Consider the following 12,564-nt stretch of genomic DNA (forward strand, 5'->3'; position numbering starts at 1 on the left):
GGGGCTGCTGCGGGATGCCGGGTGTATCCGTCTGTACGGGGGCCGGCTGCGGGGGCTGGCCGGGCTGGGGGAAGCCGTAGCCACCCTGGGGCGCGGGCGCCGGGGCCTGCTGCGGGGTGCCAGGCACGCTCTGCTGTACGGGCGGCTGGGTCCAGGCCGCGGGCGCGGGCTGGGGTGCCTGCGGCTGGAAGGGCGGCTGTTGGGCGGGCGCGGGCGGCTGCTCCTGGGCAGCCACCGGCTGTGGCTGCACCGGCGCCACCGGCTCCGCGGGCCACTGGGGTGCCGACGACGGTGCGGCAGGCTGGTACGACGGCGGCAGGGGCGGCAGGCCGGGCTGCGGCGCCGGCGGCGGAGTCCAGGCGGGAGGCGCATCCTGCGGGGCAGCGGGAACACCGGGCACGGAGTCCTGGGGCGCGCTGTCCTCGGGGACGAAGTCGGTGGGTACGGCGTCAGCGGGTACGGCGTCTTCCGGCGCGGCATCTTCGGGCACGGTGCCTTCGGGCGCCGCGTCCTCCGGCGCCGCGTCCTCCGGGACGGAGTCCACCGGCGTTGCATCCTCCGGGACCGGAACGGAGTCCACCGGCTCCGCGTCCTCAGCGTCTGCGTCCTCAGCGTTCTCCAGCTCCGCGTCTTCCGGTCCCGCGTCCTCAGCGTCCGCGTTCCCCGGCTCCGCGCCGTCAGCCTCCACTTCGTCCGCCTCGGCTTCAGCCGTCTCCGCCTCAGCCGTCTCCAGCTCCGCGTCCACAAGCTCAGCCGCGGACGTCTGGGCAGCCGCCTCGGACTCCACCTCCGCGTCCGCCTCAGCCGTCCCGCGCTCGGTGTTCTCCTCCCCGGAGTCCTCCTCCTCGGGCGCCTCGGTCTGCTCCGCCTCGGCCGAAACGACGTCCGCCGCCTCGGGGGCGTCGGAGTCGCGGTCCTCCAAGGCCACCTCGCCAGGGGCGACGGCGTCGCGGTCCTCCACCGTCCCCTCGCCGGGGGCGAAGGCATCGCCGTCCTCCGCCGCCTCGCCGGAGGCGTCGTCGTCCGCCGACTGCGGACGCGCCTCCGCAGCCGCCGCACGCTCCGCGATCTCCCGCTTCAGCGCGACGGCGGAGAAGCGCATGGTGGCGCCGCTCTCCAGGTCACCGTTCCCGGCGTCGGCCTCCTCGGCAGGCTCCGGCGAGGCGGCAGGAGCCGGCGCCGTCCACTGCGACTGGAACCCGCCCACCGGAATGTTCGGAACAGCCGTCGGAGACGAGACGTCCGCGGCCGGTGTCTCCTGCTCGGCCCGCGGCTCCGGAGCCCCCTGAGGCTCGAACCCGCTTCCGACAGGCAGCTTCGGCACGGCGACCGGGTTCGCACCCGCCGGCGGAGGCGGCGTGAAAGGGGCCCCCGGCGCGGGAGCCGGAGGCGTGAACGGCGCGCCGGGGGCGGGCGCGGGCGGCGGCGGAGTGAAAGGAGCACCCGGTGCAGGCGCGGCGTGCGGAACCGGCGGAGTCAGTCCGGGCAGCGACGACGGCAGTGACGTAGGAGAGGAGTAGGGAGCCGGTCCCGGGGCGGCAGCTCCGCCCGTACTCCCCGTGTGCGCGCCGGACGCCCCCTGGGCGCCGTCCTCCCGGTCCGCGCCCGCGGAACCCCCCGAGGCGTTCTGCGTGTACCAGGCAGGCGGCGCGTAGTCGATGGTGAACTCGCCGGTGACCTCGCTGGCCGACTCCGCATCGGGCTGGTCATCGCCGGGTGTCGCCCAGCCCCCGCGGATCCCGTCCCGATCGCTGCTCACAGTTCCTCCTGGTGTGGTCGAGCACCCTCATGCCGTGCCGGGGCGACCGTTTCTCGTCGTCCGAAGTCGTTCGAGGTCGTCCGTTCCGCCGGCTCTCCCCCAGGGACGCCGACGCCCGGTCCACGGGTTCTGGCGTCGCGCCCGGTCCCAGCCTAATCACCACAGGCATCACGACGGCAGGCCCGTCCACCCCCGAGCAGCTGCCCACTGCGTCACAGCCTGCCCGGAAGTGGCGTACGCAGCCCTCGTATTGGTGAACAAATCGGGCAACAGCAGTGAACAAGTCGGGCAGAAGGCGAAGTAAGCGGTCAACCCGGATCCGAACCACCCGGTCGGACAAGGAGGTTGGCGGCCGCGGGGGCACCGTGGGCGTCATGGTCGCCGTAGACATATGGACACGGTGTCCCCGCGACCGTCCGTTACTGCGCTGCGGTCCCGCCGTTGCGCTGCGACGGCTCCAGGTCGAACTCCCCGTCCCGCGCCCCGAGCACGAAAGCGCGCCACTCGGCCTCCGTGTAGCGCAGCACGGTGTCCGGGTCGAGGGACGAACGCATGGCCACGGCACCACCGGGGAGGTACGCGATCTCGACCCGTTCCTCGTGCTCCTCCGTGCCCGGCGCGCTCTGCCACTCGACGCCCGAGATGTCGAGGGCGTAGAGCTCGTCGCGCTCCCGCTCCTTGCGTGCCTTGATCTCCGCTTCCGTCTCCGCCATGCTCAGCGACCCCTTCCGGACTTCCGACGTGCGCGTTCCCGATGTACGCATGAGACGTACCGATGATCGGAGCGCTCACCCTAGTGGCCCTGCGGCCGCCCGCCGGGGCGGTTCGGGAACCGATGCGAGGGCGCCCACCTCTGGCTGGTACCCTGAGTGACGGCCGTTTGTGTACGCACCCCCGGAGCCCCTCGAAGGCTCTGGAGGCCGCGCCCAGCGGATCCCCGCCTCCCGAGTAACGGAAGCTCCCCCGAGACACAGACCGGGGGCACTCGGTGGCCATTCAAAAGACTACGAGGAGTACGCGTGCCGCTCGACGCCGCTACGAAGAAGCAGATCATCAGCGAGTTCGGTCAGAAGGAGGGCGACACCGGCTCCCCCGAGGTCCAGGTCGCCATGCTTTCGCGCCGCATCTCGGACCTGACCGAGCACCTCAAGACCCACAAGCACGACCACCACTCCCGCCGTGGTCTGCTGATCCTGGTCGGTCAGCGCCGTCGCCTGCTGCAGTACCTGGCGAAGAAGGACATCCAGCGCTTCCGTGCGCTGGTCGACCGCCTGGGCATCCGCCGCGGTGCGGCGGGCGCCAAGTAAGACGCCGTGAAGGGAGCGGTTCCCATCGACAGGGGGCCGCTCCCTTTGCTGTACGTGCGGAGTGTCACCGACGCTTTGTAGTGTGGTAGCACAACGCAATACGTACGACACAGCGTGATAGTGCCTGCCCCTCCGGGTATGGCGACATCACGACTACGAACGAGGAGAAGCGCACCTCGCCGCCGCCGGTCCTCGGTAGTGGCCCCCGGGGGGAAGCGAGCCCCGGGTGCTTCGATCGAAGACCGGCCCGCACCAGACGGAGCGCTTCTCCGCAACCGTCCCCCTGCCACACGGGCAGACAAGGGACGAAGACGAGGAGAAAACGCTAGTGGAGAACGAGACCCACTACGCCGAGGCCGTCATCGACAATGGCGCCTTCGGCACCCGCACCATCCGTTTCGAGACGGGCCGACTGGCCAAGCAGGCCGCCGGTTCCGCCGTGGCGTACCTGGACGACGACACCATGGTGCTGTCGGCCACCACCGCCTCCAAGAACCCCAAGGACCAGCTCGACTTCTTCCCCCTGACGGTGGACGTCGAGGAGCGGATGTACGCCGCCGGCAAGATCCCCGGCAGCTTCTTCCGCCGTGAGGGCCGTCCCTCCGAGGACGCCATCCTCACCTGCCGTCTGATCGACCGCCCGCTGCGCCCGTCCTTCAAGAAGGGCCTGCGCAACGAGATCCAGGTCGTCGCCACGATCATGGCGCTCAACCCCGACCACCTGTACGACGTCGTGGCGATCAACGCCGCCTCCGCGTCCACGCAGCTGGCCGGTCTGCCCTTCTCCGGCCCGATCGGCGGCGTCCGCGTCGCGCTGATCAACGGCCAGTGGGTGGCCTTCCCGACGCACTCCGAGCTTGAGGACGCCGTCTTCGACATGGTCGTCGCGGGTCGCACCCTTGAGGACGGCGACGTCGCGATCATGATGGTCGAGGCCGAGGCCACCGACAAGACGATCCAGCTGGTCAAGGGCGGCGCCGAGGCGCCGACCGAGGAGGTCGTCGCCGCCGGTCTGGAAGCCGCGAAGCCCTTCATCAAGGTGCTCTGCAAGGCCCAGGCCGACCTCGCGTCGAAGGCCGCCAAGCCGACCGGCGAGTTCCCGATCTTCCTCGACTACCAGGACGACGTCCTGGAGGCGCTGGCCGCCGCCGTCAAGCCGGAGCTCGCCTCCGCGCTGACGATCGCCGGCAAGCAGGAGCGCGAGTCCGAGCTGGACCGCGTCAAGGCGCTCGCCGCCGAGAAGCTCCTGCCGGAGTTCGAGGGCCGCGAGAAGGAGATCTCCGCCGCGTACCGCTCCCTGACCAAGCAGCTCGTCCGCGAGCGCGTGATCAAGGAGAAGAAGCGCATCGACGGCCGTGGCGTCACGGACATCCGTACGCTCGCCGCCGAGGTCGAGGCCATCCCGCGCGTGCACGGCTCCGCGGTGTTCGAGCGTGGCGAGACCCAGATCCTGGGCGTCACCACCCTCAACATGCTCCGCATGGAGCAGCAGCTGGACACCCTCTCCCCGGTGACCCGCAAGCGCTACATGCACAACTACAACTTCCCGCCGTACTCCACCGGTGAGACCGGCCGCGTCGGCTCCCCGAAGCGCCGCGAGATCGGCCACGGCGCCCTCGCCGAGCGCGCCCTGGTCCCGGTCCTGCCGACGCGCGAGGAGTTCCCCTACGCGATCCGCCAGGTCTCCGAGGCGCTCAGCTCCAACGGTTCGACGTCCATGGGCTCGGTCTGCGCCTCCACCATGTCGCTGCTGAACGCCGGTGTGCCGCTGAAGGCCCCCGTCGCCGGTATCGCCATGGGCCTGATCTCCCAGGAGATCGAGGGCGAGACGCACTACGTCACCCTCACCGACATCCTCGGTGCGGAGGACGCCTTCGGCGACATGGACTTCAAGGTCGCCGGCACCAAGGAGTTCGTGACCGCCCTCCAGCTCGACACCAAGCTGGACGGTATCCCGGCCTCCGTCCTGGCCGCGGCCCTCAAGCAGGCCCGTGACGCCCGCCTCCACATCCTCGACGTGATGATGGAAGCGATCGACACGCCGGACGAGATGTCCCCGAACGCCCCGCGGATCATCACCGTGAAGATCCCCGTGGACAAGATCGGTGAGGTCATCGGCCCCAAGGGCAAGATGATCAACCAGATCCAGGAGGACACGGGCGCCGAGATCACGATCGAGGACGACGGCACCATCTACATCGGTGCCTCTGACGGCCCGGCCGCCGAGGCCGCCCGCACCACGATCAACTCGATCGCCAACCCGACCATGCCGGAGGTCGGCGAGCGCTACCTGGGCACGGTCGTGAAGACGACCACCTTCGGTGCGTTCGTCTCGCTGCTCCCGGGCAAGGACGGTCTGCTGCACATCTCGCAGATCCGCAAGCTCGCCGGCGGCAAGCGCGTGGAGAACGTCGAGGACGTGCTCGGCGTGGGCGCCAAGGTCCAGGTCGAGATCGCCGAGATCGACTCCCGCGGCAAGCTCTCCCTGATCCCCGTGATCGAGGGCGAGGAAGGCTCCGAGGAGAAGAAGGACGACGCCGACCAGTGACGTCCCGTAGCTCCAAGGCGACGGCCCGCACCTCTTCGGAGGCGCGGGCCGTCGCCCGTACCCAAACCCTGATCAAGGGCGAGAACGGCATCGGCACGGTCCGCAAGACCACCCTCCCGGGCGGCCTGCGCATCGTCACCGAGACCCTGCCCTCGGTCCGCTCAGCGACCTTCGGCATCTGGGCGCACGTCGGCTCCCGCGACGAGACCCCGGCCCTGAACGGCGCCACGCACTACCTGGAGCACCTGCTCTTCAAGGGCACCCAGCGCCGCTCCGCCCTGGACATCTCCTCCGCCCTCGACGCCGTCGGCGGCGAGATGAACGCGTTCACGGCGAAGGAGTACACGTGCTACTACGCACGCGTGCTCGACACCGACCTGCCGCTCGCCATCGACGTGGTCTGCGACATGCTCACGGGCTCCCTGATCCTCGAAGAGGACGTCAACGTCGAGCGCGGCGCGATCCTCGAAGAGATCGCGATGACCGAGGACGACCCGGGCGACTGCGTGCACGACCTGTTCGCGCACACCATGTTCGGCGACAACCCCCTCGGCCGCCCGGTCCTCGGCACGGTCGACACGGTCAACGCCCTCACCGCCGACCGCATCCGCCGCTTCTACAAGAAGCACTACGACCCGACCCACCTGGTCGTGGCGGCCGCGGGCAACATCGACCACAACAAGGTCGTACGACAGGTCCGCGCGGCCTTCGAGAAGGCGGGCGCCCTCAAGAACCCGGACGCCACGCCCATCGACCCGCGCGGCGGCAAGCGCAGCCTGCGCACCGCGGGCCGCGTCGAGCTGATCGGCCGCAAGACCGAACAGGCGCACGTCGTCCTCGGCATGCCCGGCCTCGCCCGCACGGACGAGCGCCGCTGGGCCCTGGGCGTGCTGAACACGGCGCTCGGCGGCGGCATGTCCTCCCGCCTGTTCCAGGAGGTCCGGGAGAAGCGCGGCCTGGCCTACAGCGTGTACTCGTACACGTCCGGCTTCGCCGACTGCGGCCTGTTCGGGGTGTACGCCGGCTGCCGGCCCTCCCAGGTGCACGACGTGCTGAAGATCTGCCGCGACGAACTCGACCACGTCGCCGAGCACGGCCTGTCCGACGACGAGATCGCCCGCGCGATCGGCCAGCTCCGCGGCTCCACGGTCCTGGGCCTTGAGGACACCGGCGCGCTGATGAACCGTATCGGCAAGAGCGAGCTGTGCTGGGGCGAGCAGATGTCGGTCGACGACATGCTGGCCCGGATAGCCTCGGTCACCCCGGACGACGTCCGCTCGGTGGCCCGGGACATCCTGGGACAGCGGCCCTCGCTGTCGGTGATCGGCCCGCTGAAGGACAAGCAGGCGTCCCGTCTGCACGAGGCCGTGGCCTAACCCCCGTCTGTCTTCGGTAAGCGTCTTTAAGGAAGCAAGAGATGAGCAAGCTGCGCGTGGCGGTCCTCGGTGCCAAGGGCCGGATCGGCTCCGAGGCGGTACGGGCGGTCGAGGCCGCCGAGGACATGGAGCTGGTGGCCGCCCTCGGCCGTGGCGACAAGCTGGAGACACTGGCCGAGACCGGCGCCCAGGTGGTCGTCGAACTCACCACGCCCGCCTCGGTGATGGACAACCTCGACTACTGCGTACGGCACGGCATCCACGCCGTCGTCGGTACGACGGGCTGGACCGACGAGCGCCTCGCGCAGCTCAGGGGCTGGCTGGCCGAGTCCCCGGAGACGGGCGTCCTCATCGCGCCCAACTTCTCCATCGGGGCCGTCCTGACCATGAAGTTCGCGCAGATCGCCGCGCCCTACTTCGAGTCGGTCGAGGTCGTCGAACTGCACCATCCGAAGAAGGTCGACGCCCCGAGCGGTACGGCCACGCGCACCGCTCAGCTCATCGCCGAGGCACGGCGCGCGGCGGGCACGGCACCGGCGCCGGACGCCACGGAGACGGCCCTGGAGGGCGCGCGCGGCGCGAACGTCGACGGGATCCCTGTCCACGCCGTCCGGCTGCGCGGTCTGCTGGCCCACCAGGAGGTCCTGCTCGGCGGCGAGGGCGAGACCCTCACCGTCCGCCACGACTCCCTGCACCACAGCAGCTTCATGCCGGGCATCCTTCTGGGCGCCCGCCGCGTGGTCACCACCCCGGGTCTCACGTTCGGCCTGGAAAACTTCCTGGACCTCGGCTGATGCGCGCCAAGCTGACCTACGCCATAACGGCAGCCGTCCTGGTCGTCTACTTCGTCCTGGTCGGCAGCCGTGGCGTGATGCTCATCCAGGCCGGCACGCTGCTCACCGTCACCTTCGGGGTGGCGGTGCTGATCCTGCCGGTGATCGGCCTGTGGTTCCTGTGGAAGAACACCCAGTTCGTCCGCAGGGCCAACCAGCTCGCCGCCGAACTCGACGCCGAGGGCGGCCTGCCCGTCGACGAGCTGAAGCGCACCCCCAGCGGCCGGATCGACCGTGACTCGGCCGACGAGGTCTTCGCCAAGCGCAAGGCCGAGACGGAGGCGGCTCCCGCCGACTGGCGCACCTGGTTCCGCCTGGCCGTCGCCTACCACGACGCCCGCGACACCCCGCGGGCAAGGAAGGCGATGCAGCGGGCGATCGCGCTACGGTTCGACAGCGCCGCGTAGAAAACCGCTGCGCGAGCGGCTCACTCATGCGAGAGGGGCCCGGTCCGAGTGCTCGGACCGGGCCCCTCTCGCATACGCCTCAGCTACGCCCGTGCTCCGCGGCCCACGCCTCGATCGTGTCCGCGGCCCGGTCGAAGGCTCCCGTCCGAGCCAGGAAGTCAGCGTTGTGCGTGGTGAGCAGCGGCGGCAGGTCGTCCACCGACCGGTCGACGCGGACGACGACCAGGGCCTGCCCCTGCACCGTGCGCGGCAGCCCGAGCCAGCGCACCGGCTGCTGCACCGTGCGCACCGCGGTGATCCGCTCCCACGGCGCCGTACGCGTGCGGAAGAAGCCCACATGGCGCAGCCCCTGCGGGTTCACCCAGACGCCCATGCGCAGCAGTCTCAGCGCGACGGCGATGACGAGCAGGGCGATGCCGAAGACGGCTCCGGCCGCGGACACCGTGCCGGTCAGCGCGATGATGACCGCCGCGAACAGCACGTAGGACGCGAGCAGCAGCAACAGCGCCGCCGCACCCACACGCCACGGCCCGGGGCGGTAGGGACGCCGCCAGCGGTCACGGTCGTCGAAGGGCAGCGCGACGTCGTCGGCTGCCTCGAAGGCGCGGTCGGCCGTCAGGAAGGGCAGGGGCACGGCGGATCCTCACTCAATCCATGCTTGGGCTGTGCCCGGTGAGGCTATCGACCTGTGTCCCGGCTCACCACCCTTGGGGGTCCATGGGGGTACCTCCCACGCCATTCGGGCGGTGGGGGAGAGTCAGCGCGGGGCTCAGCGCCCGTCGGACGCCTCGGACTGCTGAGTCTGCTGCGGTGTCCGGTCGAGTGACAGCGCCGGCATCCCGAGGACCAGGGAACCCACCAGCGCGGCCACCATGGTGAGACCCAGGAGCCAACGCCCGGCTATCTGCCCGGCGGAGGGCCTCTCCCGGGGCGGGGGAGCGACATCGCTGCGGAACCTGTCGGCCTCGGCGACGAAGGCGAACGGGACGGGCTCACGCCGACGGACCATCGGGGAGACGCTCCTCTCGAAGCTCGAATACATCACTGTTGTTGGTACAGACGCACGACTGCCACAAAAGGTGCCCTGATGCCCCAAATTGACGGAACGCGCGTACCTGCGTTCCCCGGCCGGGCACAGATGTACGGGCCCGTCGCGCGAAGTGTCCGTATTGCGGCATTTAGAGAAGTTCATCTAGCCTGATCAAACGGACCCGGCACTGCTTGAACCCCCGAGCAGGCAGTGCCGGGCTCCATCTTTGTCCTGACTTTTCCCGCACCCCGAGGGCAGACCCTGCCTTGAGCAACGAGTAGCGTGTAACCCATGGCTCCGACCTCCACTCCGCAGACCCCCTTCGGGCGGGTCCTCACCGCCATGGTCACGCCGTTCACGGCGGACGGCGCACTTGACCTCGACGGCGCGCAGCGGCTCGCCACGCACCTGGTGGACGCAGGCAACGACGGCCTGATCATCAACGGCACCACCGGCGAGTCCCCCACCACCAGTGACGCGGAGAAATCGGATCTCGTACGAGCCGTACTGGAAGCGGTCGGCGACCGGGCCCACGTCGTCGCCGGCGTCGGCACCAACGACACCCACCACAGCATCGAGCTCGCCCGCGAGGCCGAGCGGATCGGCGCGCACGGCCTCCTGGTCGTGACGCCGTACTACAACAAGCCCCCGCAGGAGGGCCTGTACCAGCACTTCAAGGCCGTCGCCGACACGACCGGCCTGCCGGTCATGCTCTACGACATCCCCGGCCGCAGCGGCGTCCCGATCAGCACCGAGACGCTCGTCCGCCTCGCCGACCACCCCCGGATCGTCGCCAACAAGGACGCCAAGGGCGACCTCGGCCGCGCGAGCTGGGCCATCGCCCGCTCCGGCCTCGCCTGGTACTCCGGCGACGACATGCTGAACCTGCCGCTGCTCTCCGTGGGCGCGGTCGGCTTCGTCTCCGTCGTCGGCCATGTCGTCACCCCTGAGCTGCGCGCCCTGGTCGAGGCGTACACCAGCGGTGACGTCCACAAGGCGACCGAGATCCACCAGAAGCTGCTCCCGGTCTACACGGGCATGTTCCGCACCCAGGGCGTCATGACCACCAAGGCCGCGCTCACCCTCCAGGGCCTGCCCGCCGGACCCCTGCGCGCCCCCATGGTCGAGTGCTCGCCCGAAGAGATCGAACAGCTCAAGATCGATCTTGCCGCAGGCGGGGTACAGCTCTAGCAACAGACTTCGCGCGCACGGCCGCGCACCTGACTTCACAACTGAATACGCAGGCCACCGGTGCCTGCATCACAACGACAACTGCTTCTGCACGAACGTCACGCGCGCCACGTGCCCTACCGGTACGTGGCGCGTGTGGTTGAGGAGAGTCTTTTGAGTCATCCGCATCCTGAACTCGGCCCGCCCCCGCCGCTCCCCGAAGGCGGTCTGCGGGTCACCCCGCTCGGCGGCCTCGGCGAAATCGGCCGAAACATGACCGTCTTCGAATACGGCGGCCGCCTGTTGATCGTCGACTGCGGAGTGCTCTTCCCCGAGGAGGAGCAGCCCGGAATCGACCTGATCCTGCCGGACTTCTCGTCCATCAGGGACCGCCTCGACGACATCGAGGGCATCGTCCTCACGCACGGTCACGAGGACCACATCGGCGGCGTCCCGTTCCTGCTCCGCGAGAAGCCGGACATCCCGCTGATCGGCTCCAAGCTGACCCTCGCGCTCATCGAGGCGAAGCTCCAGGAGCACCGCATCCGCCCGTACACCCTTGAGGTGGCGGAGGGGAACCGCGAGCGCATCGGGCCCTTCGACTGTGAGTTCGTCGCGGTCAACCACTCCATCCCCGACGCCCTGGCCGTCGCCATCCGCACCCCCGCGGGCATGGCGGTCCACACGGGTGACTTCAAGATGGACCAGCTCCCGCTGGACAACCGGCTGACCGACCTCCACGCGTTCGCACGCCTGAGCGAGGAAGGCATCGACCTCCTCCTCAGCGACTCCACGAACGCCGAGGTCCCCGGCTTCACCCCGCACGAGCGGGACATCTCCAACGTCCTGCGCCAGGTCTTCGCCGGTGCCCGCAAGCGGATCATCGTGGCGAGCTTCGCCAGCCACGTCCACCGCATCCAGCAGATCCTGGACGCGGCGCACGAGTACGGCCGCCGGGTCGCCTTCGTCGGCCGCTCGATGGTCCGCAACATGGGCATCGCCCGCGACCTCGGCTACCTGAAGGTCCCGCCGGGCCTGGTCGTCGACGTAAAGACGCTGGACGACCTGCCGGACAGCGAGATCGTGCTCGTCTGCACGGGCTCGCAGGGTGAACCGATGGCCGCGCTGTCGCGCATGGCCAACCGGGACCACCAGATCCGCATCGTCGAGGGCGACACCGTGATCCTGGCGTCGTCGCTGATCCCCGGCAACGAGAACGCGGTCTACCGCGTGATCAACGGCCTGACCCGCTGGGGCGCGAACGTCGTCCACAAGGGCAACGCCAAGGTCCATGTCTCGGGCCACGCCTCGGCCGGCGAGCTGCTGTACTTCTACAACATCTGCCGCCCGAAGAACCTGATGCCGGTCCACGGCGAATGGCGCCACCTGCGGGCCAACGCCGAGCTGGGCGCTATGACCGGCGTCCCGCACGACCGGATCGTCATCGCCGAGGACGGCGTGGCCGTCGACCTCATCGAGGGCAAGGCCAAGATCTCCGGCAAGGTCCAGGCCGGCTATGTGTACGTCGACGGCCTCTCCGTCGGCGATGTGGGCGAGCCGGCCCTCAAGGACCGCAAGATCCTCGGCGACGAGGGCATCATCTCGGTCTTCGTGGTCGTGGACGCGTCCACCGGCAAGATCACGGGCGGCCCGCACATCCAGGCCCGCGGCTCCGGCATCGAGGACTCCGCGTTCGGCGACGTGATCCCGAGGATCACTGAGGTGCTGGAGCGGTCGGCCCAGGACGGGGTAGTCGAGCCCCACCAGCTCCAGCAGCTGGTCCGCCGCACGCTCGGCAAGTGGGTCTCGGACACCTATCGCCGCAGGCCGATGATCCTCCCGGTGGTGGTGGAGGTCTGACGGTCCGTCGGCCCTCGTACGCGTGAACCCGGAGCGGGGCGCCTCGATTTGCATCGAGGCGCCCCGCTCCAGTACGTTTACGGCTCCGCCTGAACGGGAACCCGGTCGCCTCGTGCGCCGGAACCAGTCCCCGAACGGGGCGGGAAATCCGACTCAGAACTTCTGATAAAGTCGGAACTGCCGGAAAGGGAAACGCGAAAGCGAGAACCTGGAAAGCACCGAGGAAATCGGATCGAGAAAAGATCTGATAGAGTCGGAAACGCAAGACCGAAGG

General features: G+C 69.7%; 11 protein-coding genes. 7 read left to right on the plus strand and 4 right to left on the minus strand.

The features are described from left to right. Both AB0Q90_RS39755 and AB0Q90_RS39760 read right to left on the minus strand, forming a co-directional pair. Positions 1-1,759 (minus strand): SCO5717 family growth-regulating ATPase (locus tag AB0Q90_RS39755; RefSeq protein ID WP_363165995.1); only part of this gene is annotated, 1,759 nt, incomplete at its 3' end. Positions 1,760-2,178: 419 nt separating this feature from the next. Beyond that, entirely contained in the window at positions 2,179-2,472 is a 294-nt protein-coding gene (locus AB0Q90_RS39760; RefSeq protein WP_363165994.1) for a DUF397 domain-containing protein, read from the minus strand. Positions 2,473-2,778: 306 nt separating this feature from the next. On the opposite strand from AB0Q90_RS39760, the gene rpsO reads away from it, so the two are divergent. The 5 genes from rpsO (at position 2,779) to AB0Q90_RS39785 (ending at position 8,230) form a co-directional block, all read left to right on the plus strand. Further along, the gene (rpsO, locus tag AB0Q90_RS39765) at positions 2,779-3,066 is read left to right on the plus strand and encodes a 30S ribosomal protein S15 (RefSeq protein WP_015657483.1); all 288 of its coding nucleotides are present in this window, start codon (positions 2,779-2,781) and stop codon (positions 3,064-3,066) included. 328 nt (positions 3,067-3,394) lie between these two features. Further along, positions 3,395-5,614: a polyribonucleotide nucleotidyltransferase gene (locus AB0Q90_RS39770; RefSeq protein WP_363165993.1), complete on the plus strand. Its 2,220-nt coding sequence runs from the start codon at positions 3,395-3,397 to the stop codon at positions 5,612-5,614. Next, on the plus strand, positions 5,611-6,990 hold the full coding sequence (locus AB0Q90_RS39775; protein WP_363165992.1) for a pitrilysin family protein: 1,380 nt from the start codon (positions 5,611-5,613) through the stop codon (positions 6,988-6,990). Before AB0Q90_RS39770 ends, AB0Q90_RS39775 begins: the two co-directional genes overlap by 4 nt. Positions 6,991-7,031: 41 nt before the next feature. Further along, a complete protein-coding gene (gene dapB / locus AB0Q90_RS39780) occupies positions 7,032-7,784 on the plus strand; it encodes a 4-hydroxy-tetrahydrodipicolinate reductase (protein WP_363165991.1) in 753 nt (250 codons plus the stop codon). Next, positions 7,784-8,230, plus strand: coding sequence for a hypothetical protein (locus AB0Q90_RS39785; protein WP_363165990.1), 447 nt, complete (start codon positions 7,784-7,786; stop codon positions 8,228-8,230). Before dapB ends, AB0Q90_RS39785 begins: the two co-directional genes overlap by 1 nt. Positions 8,231-8,309: 79 nt before the next feature. Here AB0Q90_RS39785 and AB0Q90_RS39790 read toward each other — a convergent pair whose 3' ends face one another. Next, positions 8,310-8,864, minus strand: a complete 555-nt coding sequence (locus tag AB0Q90_RS39790; RefSeq protein WP_363165989.1) for a PH domain-containing protein — start codon at positions 8,862-8,864, stop codon at positions 8,310-8,312. Positions 8,865-8,999: 135 nt separating this feature from the next. Then, a complete protein-coding gene (locus AB0Q90_RS39795; RefSeq protein ID WP_363165988.1) occupies positions 9,000-9,239 on the minus strand; it encodes a hypothetical protein in 240 nt (79 codons plus the stop codon). Between the two features lie 312 nt (positions 9,240-9,551). Here AB0Q90_RS39795 and dapA point away from each other — a divergent pair, with 312 nt between their 5' ends. Together dapA and AB0Q90_RS39805 are read left to right on the plus strand one after the other, a co-directional pair. Further along, the gene (gene dapA / locus AB0Q90_RS39800; RefSeq protein WP_363165987.1) at positions 9,552-10,451 is read left to right on the plus strand and encodes a 4-hydroxy-tetrahydrodipicolinate synthase; all 900 of its coding nucleotides are present in this window, start codon (positions 9,552-9,554) and stop codon (positions 10,449-10,451) included. 153 nt (positions 10,452-10,604) lie between these two features. Next, positions 10,605-12,290 carry a ribonuclease J gene (locus tag AB0Q90_RS39805; protein ID WP_363165986.1) on the plus strand — a complete coding sequence of 562 codons (1,686 nt, stop codon included), beginning with the start codon at positions 10,605-10,607 and terminating at the stop codon, positions 12,288-12,290. The last annotated feature ends 274 nt before the right edge of the window (positions 12,291-12,564 follow it).

Source organism: Streptomyces sp. NPDC079141 (assembly GCF_040686775.1).
Classification (GTDB): Bacteria; Actinomycetota; Actinomycetes; order Streptomycetales; family Streptomycetaceae; genus Streptomyces.

Coding starts and splice junctions, on each gene's coding strand:
- dapB (WP_363165991.1), top strand. CDS start 7,032: ATGAGCAAGCTGCGCGTGGCGGTCCTCGGTGCCAAGGGCCGGATCGGC.
- dapA (WP_363165987.1), top strand. CDS start 9,552: ATGGCTCCGACCTCCACTCCGCAGACCCCCTTCGGGCGGGTCCTCACC.
- AB0Q90_RS39795 (WP_363165988.1), bottom strand. CDS start 9,239: ATGGTCCGTCGGCGTGAGCCCGTCCCGTTCGCCTTCGTCGCCGAGGCC.
- AB0Q90_RS39785 (WP_363165990.1), top strand. CDS start 7,784: ATGCGCGCCAAGCTGACCTACGCCATAACGGCAGCCGTCCTGGTCGTC.
- AB0Q90_RS39760 (WP_363165994.1), bottom strand. CDS start 2,472: ATGGCGGAGACGGAAGCGGAGATCAAGGCACGCAAGGAGCGGGAGCGC.